The 26,336-nt window shown below is 39.9% G+C and carries 33 protein-coding genes and 1 tRNA gene; 13 read left to right on the forward strand and 21 right to left on the reverse strand.

Annotated elements, in window-relative coordinates; all coding sequences use genetic code 11:
* Positions 1-86: 86 nt before the first annotated feature.
* Entirely contained in the window at positions 87-1,817 is a 1,731-nt protein-coding gene (gene rho / locus R2800_13040) for a transcription termination factor Rho (protein MEZ5017977.1), read from the forward strand.
* 120 nt (positions 1,818-1,937) lie between these two features.
* Entirely contained in the window at positions 1,938-2,720 is a 783-nt protein-coding gene (locus tag R2800_13045) for a hypothetical protein (protein MEZ5017978.1), read from the forward strand.
* Positions 2,721-2,789: 69 nt separating this feature from the next.
* On the opposite strand, the gene R2800_13050 is transcribed toward R2800_13045, so the two are convergent.
* The 8 genes from R2800_13050 to R2800_13085 all read right to left on the reverse strand — a co-directional run bounded on the left by R2800_13050 (position 2,790) and on the right by R2800_13085 (position 9,005).
* Positions 2,790-3,755 (reverse strand): pirin-like C-terminal cupin domain-containing protein, encoded by a 966-nt coding sequence (locus R2800_13050; GenBank protein MEZ5017979.1) that lies wholly within the window; start codon positions 3,753-3,755, stop codon positions 2,790-2,792.
* 267 nt (positions 3,756-4,022) lie between these two features.
* Positions 4,023-4,220 carry a hypothetical protein gene (locus tag R2800_13055; protein MEZ5017980.1) on the reverse strand — a complete coding sequence of 66 codons (198 nt, stop codon included), beginning with the start codon at positions 4,218-4,220 and terminating at the stop codon, positions 4,023-4,025.
* A gap of 213 nt (positions 4,221-4,433) precedes the next feature.
* Positions 4,434-5,837, reverse strand: a complete 1,404-nt coding sequence (locus R2800_13060; GenBank protein MEZ5017981.1) for a radical SAM protein — start codon at positions 5,835-5,837, stop codon at positions 4,434-4,436.
* Positions 5,838-5,841: 4 nt separating this feature from the next.
* Positions 5,842-6,597: a prolipoprotein diacylglyceryl transferase gene (locus R2800_13065; protein ID MEZ5017982.1), complete on the reverse strand. Its 756-nt coding sequence runs from the start codon at positions 6,595-6,597 to the stop codon at positions 5,842-5,844.
* 10 nt (positions 6,598-6,607) lie between these two features.
* Positions 6,608-7,255 (reverse strand): hypothetical protein, encoded by a 648-nt coding sequence (locus R2800_13070; protein ID MEZ5017983.1) that lies wholly within the window; start codon positions 7,253-7,255, stop codon positions 6,608-6,610.
* A 10-nt stretch (positions 7,256-7,265) separates the two neighbouring features.
* Positions 7,266-7,910: a hypothetical protein gene (locus R2800_13075; GenBank protein ID MEZ5017984.1), complete on the reverse strand. Its 645-nt coding sequence runs from the start codon at positions 7,908-7,910 to the stop codon at positions 7,266-7,268.
* 127 nt (positions 7,911-8,037) lie between these two features.
* Complete coding sequence (locus R2800_13080) at positions 8,038-8,364, reverse strand: DUF2834 domain-containing protein (GenBank protein MEZ5017985.1); 327 nt, start codon at positions 8,362-8,364, stop codon at positions 8,038-8,040.
* A gap of 56 nt (positions 8,365-8,420) precedes the next feature.
* A complete protein-coding gene (locus R2800_13085) occupies positions 8,421-9,005 on the reverse strand; it encodes a Crp/Fnr family transcriptional regulator (GenBank protein ID MEZ5017986.1) in 585 nt (194 codons plus the stop codon).
* A gap of 87 nt (positions 9,006-9,092) precedes the next feature.
* On the opposite strand from R2800_13085, the gene R2800_13090 reads away from it, so the two are divergent.
* Positions 9,093-9,818 (forward strand): GAF domain-containing protein, encoded by a 726-nt coding sequence (locus tag R2800_13090; protein ID MEZ5017987.1) that lies wholly within the window; start codon positions 9,093-9,095, stop codon positions 9,816-9,818.
* A 42-nt stretch (positions 9,819-9,860) separates the two neighbouring features.
* Here R2800_13090 and R2800_13095 read toward each other — a convergent pair whose 3' ends face one another.
* Both R2800_13095 and R2800_13100 read right to left on the reverse strand, forming a co-directional pair.
* Entirely contained in the window at positions 9,861-10,598 is a 738-nt protein-coding gene (locus R2800_13095; protein ID MEZ5017988.1) for a T9SS type A sorting domain-containing protein, read from the reverse strand.
* An 86-nt stretch (positions 10,599-10,684) separates the two neighbouring features.
* A complete protein-coding gene (locus tag R2800_13100; protein ID MEZ5017989.1) occupies positions 10,685-11,107 on the reverse strand; it encodes a nuclear transport factor 2 family protein in 423 nt (140 codons plus the stop codon).
* Positions 11,108-11,409: 302 nt separating this feature from the next.
* Here R2800_13100 and R2800_13105 point away from each other — a divergent pair, with 302 nt between their 5' ends.
* From R2800_13105 to R2800_13115, 3 genes are all read left to right on the forward strand, one after another.
* A complete protein-coding gene (locus R2800_13105) occupies positions 11,410-12,843 on the forward strand; it encodes a glycine--tRNA ligase (GenBank protein ID MEZ5017990.1) in 1,434 nt (477 codons plus the stop codon).
* 39 nt (positions 12,844-12,882) lie between these two features.
* A complete protein-coding gene (locus R2800_13110; protein ID MEZ5017991.1) occupies positions 12,883-13,203 on the forward strand; it encodes a hypothetical protein in 321 nt (106 codons plus the stop codon).
* Positions 13,204-13,282: 79 nt separating this feature from the next.
* The gene (locus tag R2800_13115; GenBank protein MEZ5017992.1) at positions 13,283-14,326 is read left to right on the forward strand and encodes a cytochrome c peroxidase; all 1,044 of its coding nucleotides are present in this window, start codon (positions 13,283-13,285) and stop codon (positions 14,324-14,326) included.
* A gap of 4 nt (positions 14,327-14,330) precedes the next feature.
* On the opposite strand, the gene R2800_13120 is transcribed toward R2800_13115, so the two are convergent.
* Both R2800_13120 and R2800_13125 read right to left on the reverse strand, forming a co-directional pair.
* Positions 14,331-14,666 carry a hypothetical protein gene (locus tag R2800_13120; protein ID MEZ5017993.1) on the reverse strand — a complete coding sequence of 112 codons (336 nt, stop codon included), beginning with the start codon at positions 14,664-14,666 and terminating at the stop codon, positions 14,331-14,333.
* Positions 14,667-14,729: 63 nt separating this feature from the next.
* A complete protein-coding gene (locus tag R2800_13125) occupies positions 14,730-15,440 on the reverse strand; it encodes a response regulator transcription factor (protein ID MEZ5017994.1) in 711 nt (236 codons plus the stop codon).
* Positions 15,441-15,612: 172 nt separating this feature from the next.
* Here R2800_13125 and R2800_13130 point away from each other — a divergent pair.
* From R2800_13130 to R2800_13145, 4 genes are all read left to right on the forward strand, one after another.
* A tRNA-Leu gene (locus R2800_13130) sits at positions 15,613-15,694 on the forward strand.
* A gap of 65 nt (positions 15,695-15,759) precedes the next feature.
* Positions 15,760-17,157, forward strand: coding sequence for a trigger factor (locus R2800_13135; protein MEZ5017995.1), 1,398 nt, complete (start codon positions 15,760-15,762; stop codon positions 17,155-17,157).
* Between the two features lie 94 nt (positions 17,158-17,251).
* Positions 17,252-17,503 carry a GlsB/YeaQ/YmgE family stress response membrane protein gene (locus tag R2800_13140; protein ID MEZ5017996.1) on the forward strand — a complete coding sequence of 84 codons (252 nt, stop codon included), beginning with the start codon at positions 17,252-17,254 and terminating at the stop codon, positions 17,501-17,503.
* A gap of 302 nt (positions 17,504-17,805) precedes the next feature.
* Entirely contained in the window at positions 17,806-18,594 is a 789-nt protein-coding gene (locus R2800_13145; protein ID MEZ5017997.1) for a zinc-dependent peptidase, read from the forward strand.
* Positions 18,595-18,597: 3 nt separating this feature from the next.
* Here R2800_13145 and R2800_13150 read toward each other — a convergent pair whose 3' ends face one another.
* The 3 genes from R2800_13150 to R2800_13160 are packed head-to-tail and all read right to left on the reverse strand — an operon-like array spanning position 18,598 to position 20,345.
* Positions 18,598-19,074: a DUF6265 family protein gene (locus tag R2800_13150; GenBank protein MEZ5017998.1), complete on the reverse strand. Its 477-nt coding sequence runs from the start codon at positions 19,072-19,074 to the stop codon at positions 18,598-18,600.
* Positions 19,075-19,077: 3 nt separating this feature from the next.
* Positions 19,078-19,638 (reverse strand): cob(I)yrinic acid a,c-diamide adenosyltransferase, encoded by a 561-nt coding sequence (locus R2800_13155; protein MEZ5017999.1) that lies wholly within the window; start codon positions 19,636-19,638, stop codon positions 19,078-19,080.
* A 5-nt stretch (positions 19,639-19,643) separates the two neighbouring features.
* Positions 19,644-20,345 (reverse strand): ABC transporter ATP-binding protein, encoded by a 702-nt coding sequence (locus R2800_13160; protein MEZ5018000.1) that lies wholly within the window; start codon positions 20,343-20,345, stop codon positions 19,644-19,646.
* A gap of 66 nt (positions 20,346-20,411) precedes the next feature.
* Between R2800_13160 and ispE the strand changes: the two genes are divergently transcribed.
* Positions 20,412-21,233: a 4-(cytidine 5'-diphospho)-2-C-methyl-D-erythritol kinase gene (ispE, locus tag R2800_13165; protein MEZ5018001.1), complete on the forward strand. Its 822-nt coding sequence runs from the start codon at positions 20,412-20,414 to the stop codon at positions 21,231-21,233.
* Here ispE and R2800_13170 read toward each other — a convergent pair.
* The 3 genes from R2800_13170 to rpmI all read right to left on the reverse strand — a co-directional run bounded on the left by R2800_13170 (position 21,230) and on the right by rpmI (position 22,522).
* Positions 21,230-21,868 carry a YiiX/YebB-like N1pC/P60 family cysteine hydrolase gene (locus tag R2800_13170; protein MEZ5018002.1) on the reverse strand — a complete coding sequence of 213 codons (639 nt, stop codon included), beginning with the start codon at positions 21,866-21,868 and terminating at the stop codon, positions 21,230-21,232. The two genes, ispE and R2800_13170, sit on opposite strands and share 4 nt — an antisense overlap.
* 77 nt (positions 21,869-21,945) lie before the next feature.
* Positions 21,946-22,290 (reverse strand): 50S ribosomal protein L20, encoded by a 345-nt coding sequence (gene rplT, locus R2800_13175; protein MEZ5018003.1) that lies wholly within the window; start codon positions 22,288-22,290, stop codon positions 21,946-21,948.
* A gap of 34 nt (positions 22,291-22,324) precedes the next feature.
* Positions 22,325-22,522: a 50S ribosomal protein L35 gene (gene rpmI / locus R2800_13180; GenBank protein ID MEZ5018004.1), complete on the reverse strand. Its 198-nt coding sequence runs from the start codon at positions 22,520-22,522 to the stop codon at positions 22,325-22,327.
* 199 nt (positions 22,523-22,721) lie between these two features.
* Here rpmI and R2800_13185 point away from each other — a divergent pair, with 199 nt between their 5' ends.
* Both R2800_13185 and miaA read left to right on the forward strand, forming a co-directional pair.
* A complete protein-coding gene (locus R2800_13185; GenBank protein ID MEZ5018005.1) occupies positions 22,722-23,240 on the forward strand; it encodes a hypothetical protein in 519 nt (172 codons plus the stop codon).
* A gap of 18 nt (positions 23,241-23,258) precedes the next feature.
* Positions 23,259-24,164, forward strand: coding sequence for a tRNA (adenosine(37)-N6)-dimethylallyltransferase MiaA (miaA, locus tag R2800_13190; protein MEZ5018006.1), 906 nt, complete (start codon positions 23,259-23,261; stop codon positions 24,162-24,164).
* Between the two features lie 47 nt (positions 24,165-24,211).
* Here miaA and R2800_13195 read toward each other — a convergent pair whose 3' ends face one another.
* The 3 genes from R2800_13195 to R2800_13205 all read right to left on the reverse strand — a co-directional run bounded on the left by R2800_13195 (position 24,212) and on the right by R2800_13205 (position 26,288).
* Positions 24,212-24,406 carry a hypothetical protein gene (locus R2800_13195; GenBank protein ID MEZ5018007.1) on the reverse strand — a complete coding sequence of 65 codons (195 nt, stop codon included), beginning with the start codon at positions 24,404-24,406 and terminating at the stop codon, positions 24,212-24,214.
* 112 nt (positions 24,407-24,518) lie between these two features.
* The gene (locus R2800_13200) at positions 24,519-25,364 is read right to left on the reverse strand and encodes a phosphatidate cytidylyltransferase (protein ID MEZ5018008.1); all 846 of its coding nucleotides are present in this window, start codon (positions 25,362-25,364) and stop codon (positions 24,519-24,521) included.
* Positions 25,365-26,288, reverse strand: coding sequence for a CPBP family intramembrane glutamic endopeptidase (locus tag R2800_13205; protein ID MEZ5018009.1), 924 nt, complete (start codon positions 26,286-26,288; stop codon positions 25,365-25,367).
* Positions 26,289-26,336 lie beyond the last annotated feature (48 nt).

Raw genomic sequence — 26,336 nt, forward strand, 5'->3', positions numbered from 1 at the left:
TCAAACTAAAACAAGAAGAGTGTCTGTGATAAAGGATTGATGTATAAGAGATAACGTTATAACACCTGTTTGAAAAAGACATTTACATGCCTTACGATATTTTACAACTGAACGACATGCTCGTTCCGGAATTGGTAGACGTAGCCAATACAATGAAAATCAAAAACGTTAAGAAGTTGGACAAGCAAGAGCTTATTTATAAGATCCTGGACCAACAAGCACTTAACGAATCAGAAAAGCCTACTGCTAAAGACGAAAAGCCTAAAGCAAAACGAACCCGCAAAACCAGTGCTAAAACAGCACCAAAGGAAGATACTGCTAAAGAGAAAAGTGAGGACGCAGCAGGTGAGGAAGCTAAAGACGAAAAGCCTAAAACTCGCCGTACGCGCAAAGCAACACCGAAGGAAGAAGCACCTACAGCAGAAGAAAGACCAACACCAAAGCCTACCCCAAAACCTGTAGCTACAGATAATGATGAAGAGGAAGACGATGAGGAGGATTCAGGAATAATAATGCCGCCTGCCGAAGGAGAGGAAGAGGGAGTAGATATTATAGCTAAAGAAGAAATTACAAAAGAGCCCAATAGAGAAGAGGGCAGAGACAATAGAGATAACAACAGAGGCAGAAACCAAAGAAACCAAAATAATGGTCGTAACAATGGTGGACGCAGAGAGCGTGAGCAATCAGGATTCAGCGCTGAGTTTGACGGGGTGGTGAGTAGTGAAGGGGTATTAGAAATGATGCCAGATGGTTATGGTTTCCTACGTAGTAGTGACTATAACTACTTGAGTTCTCCAGATGATATCTATGTATCACCATCGCAAATAAAACTATTTGGGCTTAAGACTGGTGATACTGTAAAGGGTAGCATACGCCCGCCGAAAGAGGGAGAGAAATATTTTGCCTTGCTAAAGGTGGAGACCATAAATGGTAAACTACCGGATGAGATACGTGATCGTGTACCTTTCGATTACCTGACACCACTTTTCCCTTTTGAGAAACTGAATCTGTTTACTAATAAAAACAATCTTGGTACCCGTGTTATGGATCTCTTTACCCCAATAGGTAAAGGGCAGCGTGGACTGATAGTGGCACAACCTAAGACAGGTAAAACCATGCTACTAAAAGAGGTGGCCAATGCCATAGCGGCCAACCACCCTGAGTGTTACCTGATGATAGTACTGGTAGATGAAAGACCGGAAGAGGTAACCGATATGCAACGTAGTGTAAACGCTGAGGTTATCGCTTCAACCTTTGATGAGCCTGCAGAGAAACACGTAAAAGTATCGACCATAGCATTACAAAAAGCAAAGCGCCTTGTAGAAGTAGGACATGATGTAGTGATTCTATTAGACTCGATCACACGTTTGGCACGTGCACACAATACAGTAGCTCCGTCAAGTGGTAAGGTGCTAAGTGGTGGTGTGGAAGCCAATGCAATGCAGAAGCCAAAACAATTCTTTGGTGCTGCACGTAAGATAGAGAATGGTGGCTCGTTAACTATACTAGCTACAGCTCTTATAGAAACTGGTAGCAAGATGGATGAGGTAATCTTTGAAGAATTTAAGGGTACCGGTAACATGGAGTTGATGCTTGACCGCAGACTTGCCAACAAGCGTATCTTCCCAGCTATAGACATTACCTCATCGTCTACCCGTAGAGACGACCTGTTACTAGGAAAAGAGGTGATGAATAAAATGATCATTTTGCGTAACCATATATCTGATATGCATACAGATGAGGCGATGAATTTCCTTCGTCAGCAAATGCGTGGTACAGAAAATAACGAAGAATTCTTGATACAGATGGGTAAATAATACGACACTCATTGAGTACGATATACAAAGCCACTCCTATTTGGGGTGGCTTTTTTATGCACCTACTATGACAATAGGCAGGAGAAATACTAGTAACAAAGTAGTACCTTGTAGGTACTTATGACACGTTACCTATCCATATTACTACTAGCCACAACGCTACTATACAGCTGCAAAAAGCCAACAGAAAACCCTACCACAAATGCAAATACTGTGCTAACGATGAAACCCTTCGACAGCCTAGTAATACCAACTGTGCTAGAAGACAAAGGCACCAAACCAATAAGTGTATACCTAGAAGACTACCCTTGGCAGCATATGAAGTATGAGATATATACTACTAGCCAAACTGATAACAACCCACTATATAGAGAGGTACTACTAGTTACCAAAAACGCACCAATAGCCCAGCACCGTATGAAGCTAGTAACCGCTTATAGCTACACGGGAGACAATATCGATGTCAAAACCTTTGACGTGCATATAGTACCCTTTACGGCAACAGAGTGCGCCGCTACGTTCTTCAATTTTCTGCCGCAAAGTAGTAGCAATACCCACCAAGAAGAAGGGGCTACAGTGCTGTACCTTGGCAGCCATAGAATAGCCCAAAAAGGTGATGCACTATATCTCAAAGCCCTGAAGCTAGAAGAAGGAATAGTATACCCCAATGCACCATGGGCTAATGTGTACACCACTACAGATATGGACCAGCTGGTAACTATAACAATAGACTGCATTACCCAAAAGATAACCCTACCAGAGCAAAGCGTGATAAGCAACCACGGAGAACACTACAACGTAGTAGGAGCAGGCACGCTAGACTTTGCTACTGGCAAATACGAAGTACAATACACTGCCAATGGTGAGCCATTCCAGTTTTCGGGAGTGTTGTGGATAAAGTAGGCTAACCCATACACCTACAGGGCTGCGACCTTGCAGACTTTCTGCCGACTACCGAAAAGTAATGCGAGACTAGCGGTTTACTTCATTGGGGTCGCCCATCTTACCAGAGCTATAGTCGGCATAGGCGCGGTGTATCTGCTCTTCGTTATTCATCACAAATGGTCCGTAGGCAAACACGGGTTCGTTCAGGGGTTGCCCACCCATAACAAATACTTCAGCTCCTGTTTCACTATAGATATTGATATTGTTTCCTCCACGCTGATATAAGGCTATTTGGTGTAGTTTCAGTTCGTGTTGGTCTTCAATCTCTACTTGTCCACTCACATGGTAGACGAAGGCATTATGTGTTGGGTCTACTGGTATGTCGATACGTCCTTGCGGATTAAGTTTGATATAGTAGTAGAATGTGGGTGTGAAAGTTTCTATGGTAGATTTAGCACCATTCATTTCGCCCAATACTACTTTGGCGGTATAGTCTTTCTCTACTAGTGTGGGCATGTGTTGATCGCGGTACACAATTGTCGATGGGTCATCATATTTATGCTGAGCAGGCATATTGAGCCATATCTGAAACCCATGTAAGTTGCCGCCATCGTCCTTCAGCTTTTGTCCTGACTCTTCCATGTGTATAGCTCCACGCCCTGAGCTGAACATCATAAACTCTCCAGTGCCTATTTGAAAATCATAGTCCAAGCTATCCTTATGATGCCCACTGCCTGAAAGAAAATAGGTGGTAGGTATCACCCCAGCATGTGGGTGTGCATCTACTCGTAATGCATCTTGTCCCGGAGTTACATCTATAGGTCCAAACTCGTCGAAAAGTACAAAAGGAGACACATGATCCAGATGGTTGCCTGCAAAGGCGCGCATAACAGGTAGAGTTCCCACATTCACACGGTCGGCATTTAGCACACGATATATCTTCCTGTTCGTTCGCGAAGAGAACATTCCTGATTGTCCTAACAACACAGAGGGCATAGCAACACTAGCCCCTATAATGGCCGAGCCTTTTATGAATTTGCGTCTACTCATCATAACATGAAATTACAATATTCAGCTATAAGGGTTCTTATAGAAGCATAACTGATGTTTATACATGAATGCAGTTTGTGTTAGTACATAGCACTGGAGCAAAAGGCGAAACTGGCTAATAAGCATAGACCACAACCTGCCATAACATATAGCCCTATTTTGGTAGCACGTTTTATCCATATGCCAGCTATGAGCATGACTATGCTTAAGAAAAAAGCTAAAGCTGCGATGATTAAGGTTATAATGCCAATTTCTAACATAGTTCGTTTTTTATAAACCAAGGCCGCCACTAGAGCAAAGCCCAAAGCTTACTAATAAGCTGATACCTGCTATCAGTAGAATGGTAGCAGATGGTTTCCGCAGGTTTTTAACCTTGATAGAGATGAGTAGCAAGGTAACACCTACGATTATCATGAGAATAGCAATAACTAACAACACAACACCGATGGCAAACAGGGAATTGTTCATAGTGATATGAAGATACGAAAAAGGCAACGGCTAATAAGGTGCTTGAGTGCATAATGTGCCACCCAATAGTAAAAGTACTCCGCCTATAAGTAAGGCATGTGCTGCACCTTTCATTAGGGTTTTATCTTTTGTAGCGGCTATTAGTTGAAATATCCCAGCTAGTATAAAAAACAAACTCAACAGCAACATCAAAAAACCGAAGAATGCCATTGCTTACTTTCTTATTGGTTCAAAGCCTTCTTTTAATTGGTTCAGATAGGCCTCTTTTTCATCTCTATAAAAAAGGTTCATTGTTTCAAAAGGTATGATCTGTCCACTCTTGCTCACTATATGCACGCAAGATTTTTTTATGGCACGCACATCAAAATCATAAGCATCTATAAACCTCATGATGATGATACGGAACAGATTGTCGTAGGTAAGTCCTGGTGCTTTTATCTGTGGCAGGCAGCAGAGGAGCTGGTTCATATCCTCCGTCACTGCATCTACAGATACCGCCGTGCTGAATACTTTGAATATCTGCTCGTGTAGTTTATCATCCTGCTCGTATACTATGGTGTTCTTAGAGCTATCTAGCAGCATATCGGGGTCTACATATCTGGTTAGCGGAAACACCTGTCCATTCAGTTTCAGTGCATAACCCATAGCCAGTGCATCGGGGTTGCAGGGCACGGGTAGTATATCGTTTGGTTTGAAGATGTCTGTTTGGTTCAATATCCCCTCGCGTACATCCGTAAGGGTTAGTCTATTCTTTTCGGGATCATGCTCAAAACGTCCTGCTATCTGCACGGGTTGGAAGGTTACACCACGTACACAACGCTGTTGCAAAGCATACTCTATACTCTTACCTATCTCATCATCATTCAGCCCTTTTTGTAAAGTCATCACAAGGGTAGTAGATAGGTTCAGTTCGTTCAGTTTTTCTATCGCTTTGTAGCGCACATCAGTCAGGTCTTTTCCTCTTAATGTCTCCAATACTTCTGGTCGAAAGGAGTCCCACTGTAGGTACAGCTCGAAATCGGGCATATAAGTAGCCAGCTTCTCAGCGAAGCCTGGGTCGTTTGCTATGCGTACACCGTTAGTATTTACCATCAGGTGCTTTATGGGTTTCTTCTTGGCGATGTCTAGTATCTCAAAGAATTGTGGATGTATCGTAGGTTCTCCACCACTTATCTGTACTACGTCAGGCTCGCCTTCACTCTCTACTATGATGTCTAGCATTTTTTCTATCTCCTCTAATGTTCTGTGCCTACCATAGTGTGGCGATGACATAGCATAGCAGGTAGGGCAAGCAAGGTTGCAACGGTCGGTCACTTCTATCAACGTGAGGCAACTATGTTGTTCGTGGTCGGTACACAAGCCACAATCGTACGGGCAGCCGTAGTGTACTTTATTGCTAAACTTTAGTGGTGTCTCCGATGGTTTGTTGTAGTTGCGAATGCTCTTGTAATACTCTACATCGGTAGCTATAAGTACTTTATGAAAGCCGTGGTCTGCACAGGTCTTCAGCATGTATACCTTGCCCTCTTCAAATACAATTTTTGCCTCTATTCTTTTCAAACAAGTAGGGCATAGGCTGATGGTATAATCATAGTAGGTATACTTTCTTACGGGCATAGTGTTATCGTTTGTGACTGATGAGTAATGATGGTTTTACAATATAGCGGATGTAATACAAAAGTCCTGTTAAAGCAGCAATCTGTATCGTACCCAACCCAAATGCATAACGCCATCCGGGTTTTATAAAATCTAATAAGAAACGGAATAGGCAATATGCCATCAGGAATATTTTGAAACGACTACCTTCTGTGAGTACGTATCTTTTCTCAAACTGTACGAGGAGCACCCACATGCTTATGAGAAATGCTATCTCATATAATGTTACAGGATGACGTGCAAGTCCGTCTCCCAAGTTCATACCCCAAGGTAGTGTGGTGGGTATGCCATAGGTCTCTTCAAACATGCCTGCACTATAGCAGCCTATACGTCCTATTATCATACCCAGTATCAGCGGGAAAGTGATGAGGTCGCCACTGCTGTGCTTTTCTCCTATCAGTTTTTTCATACCCTCTACCGCAAGCATACCACCAAGCAGTCCACCGAGTATGGTTTTATTCCCCCAGAAGTACGCCAGCTTGTTGGCAGTGATGCGCAACTCGTAAACCAGCTCAAGGCTACCCACTACGCGTGCACCCAATACTGCCCCAAATGTAGCAGCTATGATAATCCATATACGGTTAGTACGGTTGATACCATCATCTTTTCTGCGGCTGAGGTATAAGTAGTAACGAAAGGCAATGAACACCCCAAGAAACTCAAAGATGCCATGTAGCAAAATGTTTTGACCAGCTATGTGTATGCTATACGGGTAGTCCAATGTTGTTGTTTTATTGTAGCCAGTATTCTTTATGGTCGGGGTAGGTGCGGTAGCCTATTAGCCCATGTTCCTTAGCAATATACAGTTTGTCTATCTTTTCTTGTAAAGCAGTTTCTTTATTTTCTGTAGTGAGTACTATAGCTTCTGTATAACTCTTGCCGTTGATGTCTATTGTGCTAGTAGTATATTGAAGTTTGTATAGGTTCATACTATCATTTAGTATGCCCGTTGGTTGGTCGTTGTCTAGTGTTAGTACTACGTTGTAGTCGTTTAGGTTTATTTCTAGTTGGGGTTGTTTTTGCCATTTCTGAAAACTAGCATGGTGTGTTATCCGTAGGTTAAGCCATTGAGGGTGTTGTGCATTTTCTCTCGACTGGATGATACCATATGCATCACAGGTAAACTCTCCATCGCCACCCCAGCCTTTTACAGTGCCCTCGTTATACTGGTAGGGTGTGCTTTCTACTACATCATCTATTGTCAAAGTATCAGTGCCAGTAGTGCTGTTGAAATATCTACTAGTGCCCTCCTCCCAATAAGGAAACCATGCGTATAGAAAGTGACCACTATAGGCCGGGCAGTCTACCTTTTTAGTACATGGGGTACAAGCTGCTAACAAGAGCAATGTAGTGGCTATAACTCTGGTGCGGTTTATCACTAGTGTTGGTTTATTGTAGCCAGTATTCTTTTTGGTCTGGATAGGTACGATAGCCGATGACGCCTTGCCCTTTAGCTATATACACTTTATCTATGTTGTATGTAGTAGTGCTTCCTTGTACTAAGGTAACAAGAATAACATTGTTATAGGTTTTGTTGTTTAGGTTGATAACATCAAAAGAGGTTAAGCTATGCTCTTTGCTAAACCCACTTGTAGTGGCTGCTTTTTTGAATCCTCCGTCTTCGGGCCATAAATAGAATCTAGATTTTTTGAATGATATTTCGAGATATTCAAACCCCATTAGGTCTACATCACTTTCGTAATGTGTGATGTCAAGAGGTATGCCGCCATTAAATTTTGGAGCAGCTAAGGATTTTATGTTGCCTTTGATATCACAATGTTTTTCTTCTCCATATCTTGAGTTGTACTCTAGCTTGTAGGCAGTAGAGTTATCGATCTCATCTATAATCAGGGTATCTGTATCATTACCATCAGAGAAGTAAAAGGTTTTATCTTTTTCATTGTAGGGGAACCAGCTATAAAGAAGTGTGCCATCGAAAGCATGACAGTCCACACGTTTGGTACAAATATCGTTACAGGAGTAGTTTGTTATAGAAATAACAATAATGGTAACTAGATAGAGATAATATTTCATAGATGAGGTGTTCTGTGATTTTGAATAGGCACAAAACATATGCCAAAAAATATTAACTAGAAAGTAATCAATTGCTTGATAGTACTAGTCTAAAAACATTTACATCAAGTTGCCTGAAAGCTATCAACTAATTCTGCACTTTTTTTTCTTTTAGGTATAGGAATAGAGGTAGTGTGCCTGCCAAGCCAAATAAGAATGCAAGCAGCCAAATAAAGCCGATGTTCTTGATCTTGTATTTCCTAGCCTCTTGAAAACTCCAAAGCATAAACACTATTACCACAAATAAGAGGTCTATGACAAAAGCACTGGCTATTTTATTGGCAAACATATTACTGATGGTTTCCATAGGGTGTAGCCATAAGAGTATATTCCCTGTTTCTACAGATACCATTGTTACTAAAATATTGGGGGCTATAAAACCAAGCATAGCCAATAAGAGATACGTATGTTTCATTAGATAAATTTTGACACAAAATTATTTCTAACCGTACCTCCTTCCATTGACTTGGGTTATGATTTTTGACCTTCTGAATATCTTTTCTTTATTCTACTTAACGACTCTGGCTGTACTCCAATAAAGGAAGCTATGTAATGTTGTGGTATGCGTTGAAAATAATCTTGATGATCGCTAAGTAGCTTTTTGTAACGCTCTTCGGGCGATCTGGTAAGTAAGGAAGCAATAATGTTTTGATTGGCGATCATCTCTTCTTCCATAGCTGCTATGGCTAGCATAGTAAATTTTGGCGATTGTTGCAGCAGCAGGTTGGCATTAGTTCTACTTATCACCACTACAGTAGTGTCTTCTATAGCCTGAAAGTTTAAAGTAGTAGGTGTTTGACGAACATAACTTTCATAAGCGCTCACAAAGTCTCCTTCGGTGTAGAAATAAGCAGTATGCTCTTGACCTTCTACATTATAAAACAGCCGTACAAATCCTTGAACATTGAAGAAAAAAGCATCTGAAATTGTACCCTCTTTTAAAAGGTATTCCCCCCGCTTAAAAGTTTTTAACGGCAATAGATTTTGTACATAATCTAATTCCTCTTGGGTAAAAGTTGTACGTTGTTGTATGTAGTCTATAAAGCCAGCAAACATGCTTCAAAGCTAATAGATGTTGATAAAAAACTTTGCGTTTTGTATTACTCGTGTAGTATTTTGTAATACTACACCAAATAATAGTATATGGGAGCACTTACTGCCGCTCAAGAGCAAGAGAGATTAAACGAGGTTCATCGATTTTTACAACTTGATTTCGACCAAACTAAGGAGTTTCAGAATATTGTAGATCTAGCTTCAGAAATTGGTAATACTCCTGTGGCTTTGATCACGCTTTTAGATAAAGATGCCAATTGGGTAAAAGCTAAGAGTGGTCTTGAACTACCTGAGGCTATGCCAAGAGAGACCTCTTTTTGCCAATACGCCATTAGCCAAACAGGAACGTTAATTATAAACGATGCAACTAAAGACAATAGGTTTGATAATAATCCTTTAGTGCATGAGCCGCCTAGTGTACGTTTTTATGCAGGGGCACCAATTGTAGTAAAAGGTAGTATTAGGTTGGGTAACCTTTGTTTGTTTGATGTGAGGCCAAATGAATTGAATGATTTTCAAGAAAGGGCACTAGAGGTATTGGCTAGGCAAGCTACTTATATCATGGAGCTTAAACTTAGTCAGAAAATACTGCAGCAGCATATAGATGAAATAGAGGATAAGAATGCAAAATTCCAAAAAATAGCACATGTACAGTCGCACGAAGTACGCCAACCATTAACGTCTATTATGGGTATCATCAATATTATTAAAGAAGACGGCTATAAAGCCGATGAAGATAAACTGCGTATGCTAGAAGAGGCTGCCCACCAGCTTGATAATAAGATACATGAAATAGTGAGTCACACAATTGGATAGTACTATAAAGGGGACTAATGTCCCCTTTATAGTATCGTTTTTCTACTCAACTGCTAGCTTCCCATACTTTATGCCACTGTTAGTTTGTAGCTTATAGAGATAATTGCCAGTTGGCAATTCATCTAAGGATATCTTTAGTTTTTGCTGTCCGGCTGCTAGTCCATTATGTTGACTATGTAAGATCACTTTCCCAGTAATGTCAGTTATCCAGATAGATACATCAGTTTTACTGCTGAGCATTAGGTCAAAGTTGACGACATCACTTGCAGGGTTAGGATAAACAGATATATCCTTAATTGTTGATGACAGGTTGGATACCGATAATAGGTCGCGAACATCTGTTGAGGCACAACTGGTATTGTTAGTAGTGTCGTTATCTACAATGCTATCTGTAGCATTTTTTAGTTCCATTTTTGAGCAGACTATAGATGTTCCTGTAGACCAGCCTTGATTCAATGTAAATTGTATTCTTACTTGTGCAGAGTCACCAGGTAGCAAGTTTGGGGTTGGGTAGTTTATATGATCCATTGGAGGGCTGCCAAACTGTATTTGCCCCCCGTTGAAAGATAAATACCAAGCTGCGGTATCATTTGTAGTAATAGTGTCAGGGCCTAAGTTTTTGATCTGGGTAGTAATGTCAAATTGTTTTGTAACGTAGAGGATGTCATTGTTTTGTGGTGTTAGTAGTTTAACTTCTAAATTGATGTTTCTTACTTGCCCATGCGCGTGTATTGCAAGGAAGAAGGATAATGTGAAGAAAAGGGAGAATAGTTTTTTCATCTTAAACAGGTTTAGTGTAACGTAAATATACGTTATAATACATCTGTTCAGTTTAGTTATGTTTATTTTAACAAATATGACAGTTCTTAGCTGCTATGGTCGGCTACTATCTTCCAAGAGCCATTTATTTTTCTGAAGAGTAAGGAGAAATGCCCATTCAGGTCACCATCAGTTCTTGCAAGTGCCCAACTGCCTATTACAAAATAGTAAGTAGAAGACAGTCGCTTGAATTTAAGATTGCTAAAACGAAGTTGCCCCATCTTTTCATTAGTAGGATAAGATCTTTTGTAGTTGATCAGTGTGGCATCAAAACCATAGGTTGGTCCGCGGCTGCCTATAAAAACAAGGCTGTCGTTATGCCAATAGCCCAGTTCCATATATTGCTCTAGGTCTCCACTATTCCATGCTGCCGCTTGTTGGTGTAGTAGTTCTTCTATAGCTTGTTCTTCCAGCTGGTGTTGCCCACATGCCGATAAAACTAGCAATAGCAGTATGAATAAGTATCTCATGTTCTTAAAATAGAAAAAAGGCGCCATATATGGAGCCTTTTTTGTGGTTAATAGGGGCTGGACGATTCCAGCTCTAGGGTTGATAGGTGTGGGTTTATAGGTTGTCGGGTTTATAGTATCATAAAGTAACATGGATTTATTCTGGTGCAAAACAGCCATCCTACGAAATGCCTTTTTCGTTCTACGAAAGGGTGATTTCTGGTGTCTTATCCATGCTTTCAACGAAAAGAATGACAAATGAGTGGGTTTAATTCCTGTTTTTCTGTGTAGCATTCATCTAAACCACTATTTTTGCCACCGTTATGGCAAATGATAATAAGCTGCAAGACATAATTGCACATTGTAAAGAATATGGTTTTGTTTTCCAATCTAGTGAGATATACGATGGCCTGCAGGCTGTGTATGATTATGGGCAGAATGGTGCAGAGCTAAAGAGAAATATCAAAGACTATTGGTGGAATAGCATGACGCGCATGCATGATAATATAGTGGGTATAGACTCTGCTATATTTATGCACCCAACCACGTGGAAAGCAAGCGGTCACTTAGATAACTTCAACGACCCTATGATAGACAACAAGGATAGCAAGAAGCGTTATCGTGTTGATCATTTGATAGAAGGCTATGCAGAAACATTGGATGAAGCAGAGGGTAAAGCATTAGTGCAAAAAATGGAGCAGCTTTTGGAGGCAGATGACTTTCAGGGATTGAAGCAAATGATAGAAGAGCATAAGATAAAATGCGCGGTGAGTGGTACAGCCAACTGGACAGACATTCGTCAGTTCAACCTTATGTTCGGTACACAAATGGGTTCGGTAGCTGAGGAGTCGGATATGGTGTATTTACGTCCTGAAACAGCACAAGGTATATTTGTTAACTACCTTAACGTACAGAAGACAGGTAGGATGAAGATACCTTTTGGTATTGCACAAATAGGAAAGGCTTTTCGTAACGAGATAGTAGCACGCGGTTTTATTTTCCGTATGCGTGAGTTTGAGCAGATGGAGATGCAGTTTTTTGTACAGCCTGGTACACAAAAAGAATGGTATGACTACTGGAAAACTGAACGTATAAAATGGCATAAAACACTAGGCATAGCTGAAGAGAAATATCAGTTTCACGACCATATAAAACTAGCGCACTATGCTGATATGGCTTGTGATATTGAATACAACTTCCCGGGATGGGGTTTTAAAGAAGTGGAAGGAGTACATAGCCGTACAGATTTTGATCTTAGCCAACATCAGGAATATAGCAAGAAGAAACTGACTTATTTTGATACAGAAATCAATAAGCACTATGTACCTTATGTTATAGAAACCTCAATAGGTTTGGATCGTACAGTGCTAATGGTATTAAGCGATGTATATGAGGAGCAAGACTTGAGCACTGAGGAAAAGAAGGATAGTCGTGTGGTATTGCATTTTGCACCACATCTAGCGCCGGTTAAGTTGGCAGTATTCCCACTTACAAAGAAAGATGGCTTGCCAGAGCTGGCACAAGAGTTAATGGCGGAATGTCGCCCACATTTCAACTGTTTCTATGAGCAGAAGGATGCGATAGGCAAACGTTACCGTAGACAAGATGCCATAGGTACACCATTCTGCGTGACGGTAGACCATCAAACTATAGAGGATCAAACGGTAACTATACGCTACCGTGATAGTATGGAACAGGAAAGAGTGCCAATAAACGAGGTGAAAAACATTGTGCTAAAAGCAATCAATACATTCTAAAAGATAAGCCGTGCATTTGTACGGCTTTTTTATTGCCTTATGGATGAGCAACAACAATACATCAACCAAGCATTACAGCAAGACTGGGAAATAGACCTGGCCGATAAGGTGAGCAAAGAAGAAATAATAGGACTTCTGGCTATGCGTATAGGGCATATCATAGAGCGTACCCCCGAAGCTTTTTTTCAATTGATGTATCGGTTGGATATACCTGAGCAAAAGTTAAATAATGCAATGAAAGGAATGATATCAACAGAAGAAATTGCAGAAATGGTATATAACCGTCAACTTCAAAAGGCAAAAAGCCGTCTACAATATAAACAAGACGATCAATCTAAGGATAAGGATCTAGACTGGTAGTATGTCCTTTTTCCTGTAATTTTATAGACTTATTGCTTGATATACAAATTGGATCGTATTAACCGAGATCGATTACAACATGAAGAGAATTATAGTTTTTTTATTAATACTAACTGGGCTATCTGCTTGTAAGCCAGATGTTGATTTTAATAAAGCTACTTCTACAGAAGAGCCGGTAACCTTTGTTATCCCACAAGGCTGGCCGCAGCCCTTCTTCAATTTTGAGAATAATGCGCTTACCCAAGAGCGTTTTCAATTAGGCCGTAAGTTGTTTTATGATGGTCGCCTATCAAGAGATAACACGATTTCTTGTGGCACTTGCCACCAGTCAGGAGCTGCGTATGCACATGCAGACCACGATCTGAGTCATGGTATCGATGACTTGCTAGGTAAAAGAAACTCACCGACAATATTCAACTTAGCTTGGAGTACCAGTTTCTTTTGGGACGGCGGGGTAAATCATATAGAAAGCCAACCCATCAATCCTATACAGAACCCTGTGGAGATGGATGAGAGCTTGCAAAACATCATCGATAAGCTGAATGCGGATAGTAAGTATCGAAAAATGTTTAAAGACGCTTGGGGCACTGATCTGATCAATTCTCAAAGGATATTTAAATCTATAGCTCAGTTTATGGGAGTGATGGTATCGGCTACAGCCAAGTATGATAAAGTAATGAGAAATGAAGCTGGTGTAAGCTTTACAGGAGCAGAACAAAATGGTTATAATGTGTTCAAGGCAAACTGTGCCAGCTGTCATAAAGAACCATTGTTTACAGACTTCTCTTTTAGGAATAATGGCTTAATATCAGGTACGGGTAGTAATGAGGATAGTGGTAGAGCAATAATAACACAGAAGGTAGAAGACCTGTACAAGTTTAAGATACCTTCATTAAGAAATTTGGGCTATTCCCAGCCTTATATGCACGATGGGCGTTTAGCTACATTAGATGCTGTATTGAATCATTATGAGTCAGGAATACATATCACACCATCCTTAGACCCACTTCTGCAAAATGGTATAAAGTTAACGGCTCAGGAGCGCAGCGATCTACTAGCTTTCTTGAAAACTTTGGACGACGAAGAGTTTATTAAGGACACTCGCTTTCACGAAGTGCAATAAAGACCTAGTCTAAATTACGTTCGATTTTAGTTAGTTGAATGATTTCAATGAAATCATATTTGTCCTGTATCTGACAAATTTCACCTTCACCGTTCGAGTCGTACTTTATCTTCACTTTCAACCCATTGTGCGTGAAGTTAGACGGCATATTCGTAGGGCGTAATTTTTTACTAGGGTCTTCTTCCAGTTGCAATAGGAAGCCGCAGCCATCCTTGCCGGGTATAGTACCTACAGCTATGTCGCCAGAGTCAATAACTATAGCGTTTTTAAGGCCTTTATCCTTCTTACAACCTACTGCAACAACCATTAACATTGCAGCCCCAAGTAAATATTTACGCATGTGTGGATATTTGTAAACGTTAAATTTCGGTATGAAAATACTAAAAAGTTTTAAAGCTACAATCTATGCGGTAAACTTATATCCAATGCCCCTTACCGAATGGAAGTGTTTAGGGTTACGGCTGTCTTCTTCAAAGTATTTTCTGAAATTGAGTATAAAGTTGTCAATAGTACGTGTAGTAGGGTATACGTTATAGCCCCATACTATCTGTAATATATGTTCTCTACTTACTACTTCACCTACATGCTCTACCAATAATTTGAGTAAAGCAGCCTCTTTTTTGCTCAGTTCTTGCTTGTTCCCATTAAGATCTACGCATTCATGTGCAGCAAAGTCGATTTTACACTTACCAAACTCATATACATCAGATACTGAATGCGGGTCTTGTATCTTACGATTCTTTTTAATAAGCAGGTCTGTTCTTAGAAGTAGCTCTTCAAGGTTGAAAGGTTTGGTCATATAGTCATCACCACCCTTTTTTAAGCCTTCTACCTTATCAGTACCGGTATTTCTTGCTGAAAGGAACATGATAGGTACGTCATTATGCTGCATTCTTAAAGTTTCGCAAACAGTAAGTCCATCCATGTCTGGAAGCATGATATCTAAAATCATTAGATCGAAATACTCATTTTTCACCATTTTCAACGCATCAGGTCCATTATCCACTACGGTTACTTCATAGTTTTCTAATTCAAGGTTTAGCTTTAGGGCTTCTCTTAAGCTTTCCTCATCTTCTACAACTAGTATGCTGGCTTTTGTATCTCTTTTTATCATTTTGCAAGGATTTAGTTTTCAAACATGAAAATAATGACAATTCTTTACTGCCTATAATAGAGGGACTAAATATGGTATTCGCATGACAAAAGACCATGGGTAGTATAAAAGCAAAAAAATATTTTTAACTCTTGTCAAATTCAGAAAATTACCTACCTTTGCCGTCCTTATTGCGGGTGTGGTGAAATTGGTAGACACGCTAGACTTAGGATCTAGTGCCTCACAGCTTGGGGGTTCGAGTCCCTCCACCCGCACAGTTAAATAACTATATTAGCCGATCTTGTATCGGCTTTTTTTAAATTAAATCTGTTGATAAATTATGGCAACGGTAACTAGAGAAAACATTGGATTGCTACATGATAAAGTAGTGGTGAAGCTGGAGAAAGAGGACTACATGCCGTCTTTTGAAAAGTCTTTAAAGCATTATGCTAAGAGTGTAAACATGCCTGGTTTCAGAAAAGGTATGGTGCCTGCAGGTATGGTACGTAAAATGTATGGTCCTGCTTTATTTAACGAAGAGGTGATGCGTGCTGCCGGTACTGAAATAGAAAAGTACATGCAAGAAGAGAAGTTGGCCATTTTTGCTCAACCGATGGTTATGGCTGATGCTGCACCACTTCAGTTGGATATGAACAACCCTAGCGAAACTGAGTTTTCTTTCGAAATAGGTTTGAAGCCGGAGTTTGATGTTAAAGCTGTCAACGGTAAGGAGAAGCTAACTCGTAAGAAAATTGTTGTTTCTGATACAATGCTTGATGATGAACTGGTACGTATCCAACGTCGTTTAGGTCAATCGGAGCCTCAAGAAAAAGTGTTTGATAAAGAAAACATCATCTACAGCAAGTTTGAGCAATGTGATGCAGAAGGTAATCTAGTAGAAGGTGTAGAAGCAATAGAAGATACTGAGCTAATGGCTAAGTTACCTGCAAAGTTGCAGGATATGATCATGGGCAAAAAGCCTGAAGATACGTTCATCATCTCTCCAAAGGAGATATGTACTGAAGAGGAGTTGCCAATATTCTTGAAAGACTCGATGAAGTTGGACGAAGCTGCTGCAGATAATCATTACAAGATGACACTTACTAAAGTGGCACAGTTGATACCAATGGAGATGGGTGAAGAGTTGTACAAAAAAGTATTCCCAAGTTCTGAAATAGCTGATGAAACTGCTTTCCGCAACACACTTCGTGCTGAATTAAGCAAGGAGTTTGATCGTATGAGCAATGAGCAGTTACAAAACGATATCTACGAATTACTAGTTCATAAAACAGAAATGGACTTGCCTGTTGACTTCTTGAAACGTTGGATGAGAGAAGGTGGTGAAAAACCAAAAACAGCACAAGAAGTAGAATTGGAATTCCCTAAGTTCGATCATCAACTACGTTGGACCCTTATTTCAGATAAGCTGTTACAAGATCTAGAGATAAACGTGACTGAAGACGAAGTGAAAGATGATATCAGAACAAGAGTACTAGGTTACTTCGGAATGCAAGCTGCAGAAGAAGATACTCCATGGTTGGACGATTATATGGCTAAGGCTACTAAGGATGAAAAGACGATGGACGAAACTTACCGCCGTTTGCTTTATGATAAACTTTTCAACGAATTGATCACTAAGTTCAAAGTAAATGATGAAGAACTTACTGAAGAAGAGTTTATGAAGCAACAACAGCAGCACGTACATGATCACGACCATGAGCATGCACACGCACATTAATACAATTATATTTTATAATAGGAGCCTGTACTAACTTAGTACAGGCTTTTTTATTGATAAATACTTATATTTATATTAATCAATAATTTAATTTATGGGGTTTATAGCATGGATAATATTTGGTTTGATAGCTGGTATAATAGCTAGAGCAATAAGCCCAGGTAAAGATCCTGGAGGTTGGGTGATAACCATTGTAATAGGTATAGTAGGGGCAATGATAGGTGGATGGATTGGTAATACCTTAGGTTTTGGGGGTGTTGACGGATTTAATATTAAGAGTATGGCTATTGCTATACTAGGATCAGTTGTGCTACTCTTTATAATTGGTAAGCTTAGGAAAAAGTAAGTATCACTTTACTACAGAATAAAAGAAGACCTGCAATATTGCAGGTCTTTTGCATGATGTGGAAGCTTATCCCTATATGCGTTTCCGCTTCCATGATGAAAGGTGCGGGTTCGAGCCCGCCTATCTATTGAAGATAAATATGTTGTCCGTATAATATATAATAGCTAAGGTGTTAGCTCTTTAGTTTCAAAAGGGGATTGTAAACATAGAAATTTATATTGTAATGACTAATAGTGTTTTAACGGTTTTTTTGTTATTGATTCGTTAATAAGCAAATTGTCTATTTGTCCTAACTTTAGCAAATGTGGGGGTTATTGGTGTTAGCAGGTATTATTTCTATTATTCTAATAGCAATATACCTTAGCAACAGAAAGCAAAAGAAAAGAATAGAGGCCTATAAATTGCCTAGCAATGCGCACGAGCTACTTGTGAATATGGTGTCTTTTTACAGATTACTAGATAAGAAGCACCAAGTAGTATTTAGAAATAGAGTTAAAGACTTTTTGGCAAGAACAGTAATTACCGGTGTAGGTAACACAAGAGTTACCGATTTGGATAGATTATTGGTTGGTGCTAGTGCTATAATTCCTATTTTCTCATTCCCTGATTGGCGGTACAATAATATTACAGAAGTGCTCCTCTTCGAAAATACATTTACCAAAGGAGACTTTAATATTGATGGGTCTTATAGAGACTTGCTGGGTATGGTAGGCAGTGGCTCTTTACAGCGACAAATGCTGCTGTCTCAAAAAGCATTAAGAGCAGGTTTTGCAGAGCCTCGTGATGCCAATAATACGGCTATACACGAGTTTGTACACTTAATTGATAAAGCTGATGGAGCAACAGATGGCGTACCTCAATATTTACTAGAGAAGCCATATGTCATTCCTTGGATGCAGTATATGCAAGCTGAAATAAACAATATAAAGATGGGTAGGTCTGATATTAATCCTTATGCAGCTACGAATAATGCAGAGTTTTTCGCAGTAGTATCCGAGTATTTTTTTGAACGTCCTTTTCAATTAAAAGCACACCATCCAGAGCTATACAAAATGCTGGAAATGATGTTTATGCCTGCAAAAAAGAATTAAAACTTATTTTATTTGCTCAAAGTAGAAGTCACTTCTGTGCTCTTTCCCTTCTTGCTTGCCTGATACAAAGGCATGTATTTGACGATCTTTGGTAAGGCTGTAAGTAATAACTTGTGGGAAATCATGTTGCGGATTCTCAAAACGAATTAAAGTATCCTGAATTAAGGTTTCCTTGAAGCTTATTTGTTCTCCATTGTTTTGATTGCTTACAATGGGTTCGTAATAGAGTATATCGTCTCTAAGGACAATGGCTAACTGTTCGTTAAATAGTGTATCTCCATTAATATTAACCAATAGCCCTTTCCCTTCCAGTCTATTGTCGGCCGCTATTTGCCAAGATTCGTAAAAGGTGGCTTCTTCCATCTTCATTTGCCAATCTCCTACCAGCCATTTTACTTTGCTTAGCTTTTTGGTATTGCTGCTTTCTTGGCAGGATGCCATTAAAACAACAGCAAATAATAAGTACCAATATTTATTCATAAACTATACTCTTGCTCTCCAAGGTACATCTGCTACTCCGTTGTTGTGAGCAATATATCTTGCTAATACAAATAAGAAATCAGATAAACGGTTGAGATATTGAATAATAAGTTCCGGTATAAATTCTCCTACTTCTTGCATGCCTACACATATACGCTCAGCTCTACGACATACGCACCTAGCTACATGACAGGTAGATGAGGCAATATGCCCGCCAGGTAAGATGAAGGAACGCATTTCTGGTAGCTCTTCATTCATTTTGTCAATAAGCCCTTCTAGCCAAGTTACGTCTTCAGTATGTACGTCAGGTAGTTTCATTTTTACCTCCTTGTCGGGGTTGGTTGCCAATACAGAGCCTACAGTAAAGAGGCGGTCTTGTATTTCTCGCAGCCATTCATTAATAGTTGCATCTTTAGCTGCGTCACTTACCATCCCTACGTAAGAGTTTAGCTCGTCTACAGTACCGTAGGCTTCAATTCTAATGTGGTTTTTAGGCACGCGCACGCCTCCTATAAGGCTGGTGCTACCTTTGTCTCCTGTTTTGGTATATATCTTAAATGCCATTGTTATTAGTTGCTTATTGTATGTACCACTTGTTCATCTTTCTCTACGATGCCATCCTTTATACGTATGATACGTTTGGTATGTGCAGCAATGTCTTCTTCGTGTGTTACAAGCATTACAGTATTGCCTTGCTCGTGTATGGTTTTAAATAACTCCATGATCTCACCAGAGGTTATAGAGTCCAGATTTCCTGTAGGCTCATCTGCTAGTATTATAGAAGGGTTGTTGATCAGCGCTCTGGCTATGGCTACACGTTGGCTCTGCCCACCTGATAGTTCATTGGGCTTATGTCCTGCACGGTCAGCTAGCCCTACTTTTTCCAGCATCGCTTTAGCTCTTTCCTCTCGTTCCTGCTTGCCTACTCTTGCATATATTAGTGGAAGTGCCACGTTTTCCCATGCGGTTAGTCTTGGTAATAAGTTGAATTGTTGAAAGACAAAGCCTATCTCTACATTTCGTACATCAGCTAGTTGGTCGTCAGTCATTCTACTTACATCATTATCATTCAGTATGTATTGCCCGCCCGTAGCTGTGTCTAAGCAACCTAAAATATTCATTAGTGTAGACTTGCCAGAACCCGACGGCCCCATAAGTGCTACATATTCGTTTTCTTTTATACTCAGGTTGATACCTTTAAGTACAGGTAGTTCTTGTCTACCCAGATAGTAACTTTTACGAATATCCTTAAGGCTGATTATTTCTTTCATAATACTAATGAGGTCTCAAAAATAGGGATTATTTTACGCTTCCGTTTTGCTCATTTATATTGCACTATGCTTTGCTTTCCAAATTGTAAGATTAATATAGGTTTATACATCACTAATAGGAGAAATGATGGTTATCATGACTTGGAAACTGTTTTTTATCCCATCAAAAGTTATCATGATGCTTTAGAGGTAGTCAATAGTGATTACGATACCCAACTTCATGTTACCGGTATTGATATTGTAGGAGAGCAGGAAGATAATCTAGTATGGAAGGCTTATCAGCTCCTTCAGGAGCGTTTCCCTGTTAAGGTGAGGGGTTTGGATATCTACCTCAGAAAAGCCCTACCTATGGGCGCTGGACTGGGTGGAGGCTCGGCTGATGGCGCATTTGCCTTAAAGTTGCTTAACGACTTTTGTAAATTAGGTTTAAGTGATGACCTGCTGGCAGAGTTTGCCTTACAGTTAGGAAGCGATTGTCCCTTTTTTATATACAATACACCACAGTATGCAAAAGGAAGAGGAGAGCTTTTAGAACCAATGCCATTGCTAGACCTGTCGGGCTACAGTATCCAACTTATATGCCCTGAAGTACATATTGCAACAGGACAGGCGTTTAGTCTGATAACCCCAAGAGCCGCTTTATATGATTTAAGAACATTGGCTTACCTGCCTATGGCTAAATGGAAGGATCATATCCAAAACGATTTTGAAGATGCCATATTTTCACAACACCCTGAACTGGCGACGATAAAGCGAAAACTGTATGAACAGGGGGCAATTTATGCTTCTATGAGTGGTAGTGGAAGCACTATCTATGGTATTTTTGAGAAAGGGAAAAAGGCTACAATAGAGAGTGCACTTAGTTTTAAGGAGCATTATACCAATTAGTGCAGGTAAATGATCTCTAACTTATTGCTTCTTGAAATAGCTCCGGGATTAATACCCATTTCTCCCTCTGGTATCGTTGTGTTTAACGGCTCATAATACTCCATCCATTCATTCATAATACTGTCCGTATTAGGGGCTTTAAAGGTCATAACATTGAGCGGGAAGAAGGGTTCGTTATCATTAGCTGCTTTGAAACATTCATAAACTAACTCTGAGCAATAGTATTTATCATCGTTTAGCTGAAAGACACGGTCGTAGTCTTTGCCAAGATAGGTGAATGCTAGTTGGGCACTTTTTGTGGCAATGGTTTGGTCTTTCGGTCTACCGATAACTACTTTAGGCTTACCTGCACTGTCTACATATCGTTGCAAAAAGCTATCTATAGGTACGGCCTGTACAGCTCCGTATGCTTCTATTACTTGTAGCTGTCCCTCTTTTTCTACTACAATACCACAATGAGAAAAATCCCAACCATTTACTCCTTCCGTTACGGCTTCTATAGCATTGCAGGGTCCGCCACAGTCCAAGTCTTGGAAAAGTATATCTCCTTCCTGAAACTTTGGAGCATTTTTTACAGTAGTTGAGCAACTGTAGAGCAAAAAGCTGAGTATGAAAAAGGGTGCTAAAAACTTCATTGAGCAGGTTTTATGCAAAATACAAATAGCCACTGTTGTGTAAACAGCGGCTATTGAATATGTTTTGTGCTTCGTAATTACTTTACTTCTGCAACTAGTTGCTTAAAGCTAGCAGGCTCGTTCATAGCAAGATCAGCAAGTACCTTACGGTTAAGCTCGATACCTTTAGCGCCTAGCTTACCCATGAATTGTGAGTAGCTCATGCCCTCTTCACGAACTGCAGCATTAATACGTGCGATCCATAGAGCACGGTAGTCACGCTTCTTCAGTTTACGACCGATATACTTATACGTAAGACCCTTCTCTACGATGTTCTTAGCTACTGTATATACGTTTTTACGCTTGCCATAGTAACCTTTGGCTTGCTTTAGTATCTTTTTTCTTCTTGCGTGCGATGCAACGGCATTTACCGAACGTGGCATATCTTAAGTATTTCTTGTAATTAAATTATAATAATTAGCGTAGGCACAACATACGTTTCACCAAGTTCTCACTTGTTGAGTTGATAGTAGTTGAACCACGTAAGTGACGCTTACGTTTTTTACTCTTTTTAGTTAACAGGTGGCTCTTGTTTGCCTTGAACCTGCGTATCTTACCTGTACCAGTAACTTTAAAAGTTTTCTTAGCACGTGAATTAGTCTTTACCTTCGGCATGGTCTCAAATTTGGGATGGCAAAGGTAACACTTTAATACACTTTCACAAAATAATTCACATTATTATTTATCACGGCTTGTCAGAACTGGTGTACATATCAGATATATAACATAAATGCTATTTTTCAGTAATGTGTAATATAATGCTACACTATAAAATAATCACTATTTTTACCGAGTAAGAAACTTACTACTAATCATGCCACTACTTCGTTTTAGAGTTCACTGGGAAGACGATGACCAAATATATAGAGACATTGAGATGAAAACGGGTCAGTCGTTTTTAGAATTTCATAAGATAATCACTGTTGCTTTCGAGTTTGATAGTAAGTTTCCCGCTACTTTTTATGAGAGTAATGAGAAATGGGATAGAGGCTTGGCCTTTGATTCAGAAGTGTTGGTAAATAAAAAGGGTGCAGAAGCGCTGTCTATGATGCGTACACCGGTATCTGCTATTGTTTCCAAGCCGGATCATAAGTTTATTTACGAATACCGCGCTAAAAAAACCTGGACCTTCCAGATAGTATTGATAGGTATCAAGGACGAGATCAATCCTAATGCAACATACCCTAATGTCTTCAGAAAAGAGGGTATTGCCCCTGCTCAATATGGTATCAAGGGTATGAAGAATGATAAAATAACTGAGATAGAGGATAAATACGATCTTGATGAAACCCAACTTTCAGAAGGGTTTAGTAGTGAAGGTGGTGACGAATAGTCTTAATCTACTCCTGTTTTGACAACTGTTTCACATACCGCATATGTTATTTGTGGTCCTACAGCTGTAGGCAAAACATCTATTGCTATCGCGCTGGCGCAGCAGTTGCACACCTCCATCATATCGGCCGATAGCAGGCAATGTTATAGAGAAATGAGCATTGGCACAGCTAAGCCTACTGTAGAAGAGCGAGCATTAGTGCCGCACTACTTTGTTGATAGTCATTCTATTACGGAGCATCTTACTACCGCAGACTTTGAGCAACTGGGGCTACAATATCTCGAAGAACTATTTGAAAAGTCTGATGCAGCTGTAGTATGTGGAGGGACAGGTTTGTATATAAAAGCACTAACCCAAGGTATTGATGATATGCCGCAAGTGAGTGATCATATAAAAGCTGAAGTGGCGGAGCTGTATGAGCAAAAAGGAGTAGAAGGCCTACAGGAAGCTATAAAAGAAGAAGACCCTGAATTTTATCAGCAAGGAGAGATACAGAACCCTGTAAGGATGATAAGAGCCTTGAGCTTTATACGTACAGTAGGAGAGAGCATCATTAGTTACCAGACCGGTAATCGAAAGCAGCGACCATTTCGTATAGTGAAAATAGGATTAGAGCTACCAAGAGAAGTGTTATATGAACGCATCAATAAGCGAGTAGACATAATGATGGAAGAGGGGCTGTTGCAAGAAGCTAAAGTGCTATACCCCCAAAGGGCCTTAAAGAATTTACAAACAGTAGGGTATCAGGAACTGTTTGATCATATGGATGGTAACTGTACGCTGGAAGAAGCAATAGATAAGATAAAGCAACACTCTCGCAACTATGCCAAAAGACAGATGACCTGGTTTAAAAAAGACCCTGAGATCACTTGGCTAAGAGCTGATGATAAGGATATTGTCAATAAAATAATAAGCATAAAATAAGCGCTACTAAAAAGCAGCGCTTATGTATAAAATATAGTCAAGTTAGATTATGCATCTTTCTTAGCACCCTTCTTGCAACAAGCTTTCTTTGAATCGCCTTTCTTGCAACAAGCTTTTTTATCACCTTTCTTGCACTCTGTCTTATGCTTGCAAGCTTTCTTATCACATTTCTTATCACCATCACATGCAAATGAAGCGCCTGCAATCATTAACATTCCTAGTAGTAGCGTAATTTTTTTCATAATATCCGATTGTATTTAGTTTTAGTAATATATGAACAACGAATTTAGGATTATTTTCTATTAGAAACGCATCTAATGCAGCTTCCGCCTAAATTTTAACATTCTTCGACATCTAGAATATTTTCAGAATCACCTGCTCCATGAATAGAAAAGCATAGGCAAAGGCAAAAGGTATGGCGACTAATAAAGAGTCAAACCTATCTAAAGCGCCACCATGACCAGGCATCATCGTACCAGAGTCTTTTACATCAGCCATCCGTTTTAGTTTAGACTCTAGCAGATCACCAGCAGTACCAGCTACAGCTGCACAAGCAGCTAATGCCATCCAGTCTGTCATATGGTAATAGGGCGAATAATAGCCCCATATACCCGCCCCTACTATCGTTAATAAGGCTCCGCCTGCTGTGCCTTCCCAAGTTTTTTTAGGAGATATTTTGGAGAATGGTGTTTTGCCAATGAAAGAGCCTACCAGATAGGCCATAGTATCATTCATCCATATCATGAGTACTAAGGCAAGTGGTATTATTATGCTGATATCTCTTAAGGAAAGAAAAAGTATAGCAGGGAGAGTGATATATAATATCCCTCCAAATGCTTGTGCAGAGGCTTCCCACCCCGTTTTTTTAGATAGTGTAGCACCCAAAAGAGTGATAATAGGAAAAGCAACTGCTACTGTGATAGCATAGGTTAAGTAGGAAGGGTGGTGTAATGCTCCAAAAGATAAAGCCACTAGTAAGGCACCCACAATTTGTATTACCAATGGCAACCAACTTGGCCAATGTACATCAGGGGTTATCTTTTTCACCAGTCTGAAATAATCCCTCAAGCAAAGCACCTCTATAAGTAGTGTCAACCCAAGAAACGCATAATCATTCCATAGCAAGCCTGCCATCATGATGATGGAAAAAACTATAGCGCTACCCAGTCGGGTAAAGAATGTAGGCCAGTGTAATGCCATTTAATTCAGTTTGTTTTTATTAGCCCTCTCTTCCAGCTCCTGTGGCGTGAAATCATCACTCCACCCCGGTTGTAATGGGGTAATTTTCTTCTTGAACAGCAAGAATGCTCCTGCTGCAACAACTACAGCTATAAGTATTATATATGCAGGGAAGTGTTCCATTTCGGCAGTGCCTTCAGGTATCATGCCCGTACTTGCTAGGTAGCTTAGATATATCTGGCTGCCATTATATACAAAGTGTACCAAAATGCTGATCCAAAGACTGCCCGTGTAATAGTATAAATATCCTAGCAGAACACCCATTATGAAAATAGGTATCAAATTGTAAGGCTGAAAATGGATAAAAGCAAAGAGCAAAGCGGTAAGTATTACCGAATGGTGTGGGCTCTGCGTACGCTTGTGTATAAAACGTAATACTACACCCCTGAACAATAACTCTTCTCCCAGTGCAGGCGTTAAGGCAAAGACCAACAAGCCCCATAATAGTTGGGGATAGGTCTCTATATTAGTGAAAGCCTTCACACTTTTATCGGCAGCTTCTTGCAGAGAGTTGGCATAGCTACCTAGATCTACGATGCGAATAAGCCCCCCAATTTGTAAAATGAGTGGTATAGCCGCAATCGCAATTATAGAAGCGAGTATGAGTTGTGTTACATTGATGCCTTTTTTTAAACCTAGATAGGTAATTGGTTTGGGGTGGCTGGCAAAGGCATATAAAAAGCCAGTACCTGCAAAAGCCATAATGCTGGAGATGAACTGATAAAGCATAGCCGCATTGACCACCTCACGACTACTATCTTCTGTCATTCCTATTATTGCTGTAGCCTCTACTCCCGTTATCATAGGGGTGAAGGTGGCAGCTATTACAAAAGACAAGGATACTAAAGTAAATATCATGGCTAGCAGCAGAAATAGCTGTAACATGTATGGGTATTCTCGCCAATGTTTATTAAACATAAGTTCTGTTAAATT

Source organism: Flavipsychrobacter sp., from assembly GCA_041392855.1.
Taxonomy (GTDB): Bacteria; Bacteroidota; Bacteroidia; order Chitinophagales; family Chitinophagaceae; genus UBA5543.

What these genes read in the sequence shown, in the direction of transcription:
- rho (MEZ5017977.1), top strand. Translation starts at nt 87, where the DNA reads ATGCCTTACGATATTTTACAACTGAACGACATGCTCGTTCCGGAATTG.
- R2800_13045 (MEZ5017978.1), top strand. Translation starts at nt 1,938, where the DNA reads ATGACACGTTACCTATCCATATTACTACTAGCCACAACGCTACTATAC.
- R2800_13050 (MEZ5017979.1), bottom strand. Translation starts at nt 3,755, where the DNA reads ATGATGAGTAGACGCAAATTCATAAAAGGCTCGGCCATTATAGGGGCT.
- R2800_13055 (MEZ5017980.1), bottom strand. Translation starts at nt 4,220, where the DNA reads ATGAACAATTCCCTGTTTGCCATCGGTGTTGTGTTGTTAGTTATTGCT.
- R2800_13060 (MEZ5017981.1), bottom strand. Translation starts at nt 5,837, where the DNA reads ATGCCCGTAAGAAAGTATACCTACTATGATTATACCATCAGCCTATGC.
- R2800_13075 (MEZ5017984.1), bottom strand. Translation starts at nt 7,910, where the DNA reads ATGAAATATTATCTCTATCTAGTTACCATTATTGTTATTTCTATAACA.
- R2800_13080 (MEZ5017985.1), bottom strand. Translation starts at nt 8,364, where the DNA reads ATGAAACATACGTATCTCTTATTGGCTATGCTTGGTTTTATAGCCCCC.
- R2800_13085 (MEZ5017986.1), bottom strand. Translation starts at nt 9,005, where the DNA reads ATGTTTGCTGGCTTTATAGACTACATACAACAACGTACAACTTTTACC.
- R2800_13090 (MEZ5017987.1), top strand. Translation starts at nt 9,093, where the DNA reads ATGGGAGCACTTACTGCCGCTCAAGAGCAAGAGAGATTAAACGAGGTT.
- R2800_13095 (MEZ5017988.1), bottom strand. Translation starts at nt 10,598, where the DNA reads ATGAAAAAACTATTCTCCCTTTTCTTCACATTATCCTTCTTCCTTGCA.
- R2800_13100 (MEZ5017989.1), bottom strand. Translation starts at nt 11,107, where the DNA reads ATGAGATACTTATTCATACTGCTATTGCTAGTTTTATCGGCATGTGGG.
- R2800_13105 (MEZ5017990.1), top strand. Translation starts at nt 11,410, where the DNA reads ATGGCAAATGATAATAAGCTGCAAGACATAATTGCACATTGTAAAGAA.
- R2800_13110 (MEZ5017991.1), top strand. Translation starts at nt 12,883, where the DNA reads ATGGATGAGCAACAACAATACATCAACCAAGCATTACAGCAAGACTGG.
- R2800_13115 (MEZ5017992.1), top strand. Translation starts at nt 13,283, where the DNA reads ATGAAGAGAATTATAGTTTTTTTATTAATACTAACTGGGCTATCTGCT.
- R2800_13120 (MEZ5017993.1), bottom strand. Translation starts at nt 14,666, where the DNA reads ATGCGTAAATATTTACTTGGGGCTGCAATGTTAATGGTTGTTGCAGTA.
- R2800_13125 (MEZ5017994.1), bottom strand. Translation starts at nt 15,440, where the DNA reads ATGATAAAAAGAGATACAAAAGCCAGCATACTAGTTGTAGAAGATGAG.
- R2800_13135 (MEZ5017995.1), top strand. Translation starts at nt 15,760, where the DNA reads ATGGCAACGGTAACTAGAGAAAACATTGGATTGCTACATGATAAAGTA.
- R2800_13140 (MEZ5017996.1), top strand. Translation starts at nt 17,252, where the DNA reads ATGGGGTTTATAGCATGGATAATATTTGGTTTGATAGCTGGTATAATA.
- R2800_13145 (MEZ5017997.1), top strand. Translation starts at nt 17,806, where the DNA reads ATGTGGGGGTTATTGGTGTTAGCAGGTATTATTTCTATTATTCTAATA.
- R2800_13150 (MEZ5017998.1), bottom strand. Translation starts at nt 19,074, where the DNA reads ATGAATAAATATTGGTACTTATTATTTGCTGTTGTTTTAATGGCATCC.
- R2800_13155 (MEZ5017999.1), bottom strand. Translation starts at nt 19,638, where the DNA reads ATGGCATTTAAGATATATACCAAAACAGGAGACAAAGGTAGCACCAGC.
- R2800_13160 (MEZ5018000.1), bottom strand. Translation starts at nt 20,345, where the DNA reads ATGAAAGAAATAATCAGCCTTAAGGATATTCGTAAAAGTTACTATCTG.
- ispE (MEZ5018001.1), top strand. Translation starts at nt 20,412, where the DNA reads ATGCTTTGCTTTCCAAATTGTAAGATTAATATAGGTTTATACATCACT.
- R2800_13170 (MEZ5018002.1), bottom strand. Translation starts at nt 21,868, where the DNA reads ATGAAGTTTTTAGCACCCTTTTTCATACTCAGCTTTTTGCTCTACAGT.
- rplT (MEZ5018003.1), bottom strand. Translation starts at nt 22,290, where the DNA reads ATGCCACGTTCGGTAAATGCCGTTGCATCGCACGCAAGAAGAAAAAAG.
- rpmI (MEZ5018004.1), bottom strand. Translation starts at nt 22,522, where the DNA reads ATGCCGAAGGTAAAGACTAATTCACGTGCTAAGAAAACTTTTAAAGTT.
- R2800_13185 (MEZ5018005.1), top strand. Translation starts at nt 22,722, where the DNA reads ATGCCACTACTTCGTTTTAGAGTTCACTGGGAAGACGATGACCAAATA.
- R2800_13195 (MEZ5018007.1), bottom strand. Translation starts at nt 24,406, where the DNA reads ATGAAAAAAATTACGCTACTACTAGGAATGTTAATGATTGCAGGCGCT.
- R2800_13200 (MEZ5018008.1), bottom strand. Translation starts at nt 25,364, where the DNA reads ATGGCATTACACTGGCCTACATTCTTTACCCGACTGGGTAGCGCTATA.
- R2800_13205 (MEZ5018009.1), bottom strand. Translation starts at nt 26,288, where the DNA reads ATGTTACAGCTATTTCTGCTGCTAGCCATGATATTTACTTTAGTATCC.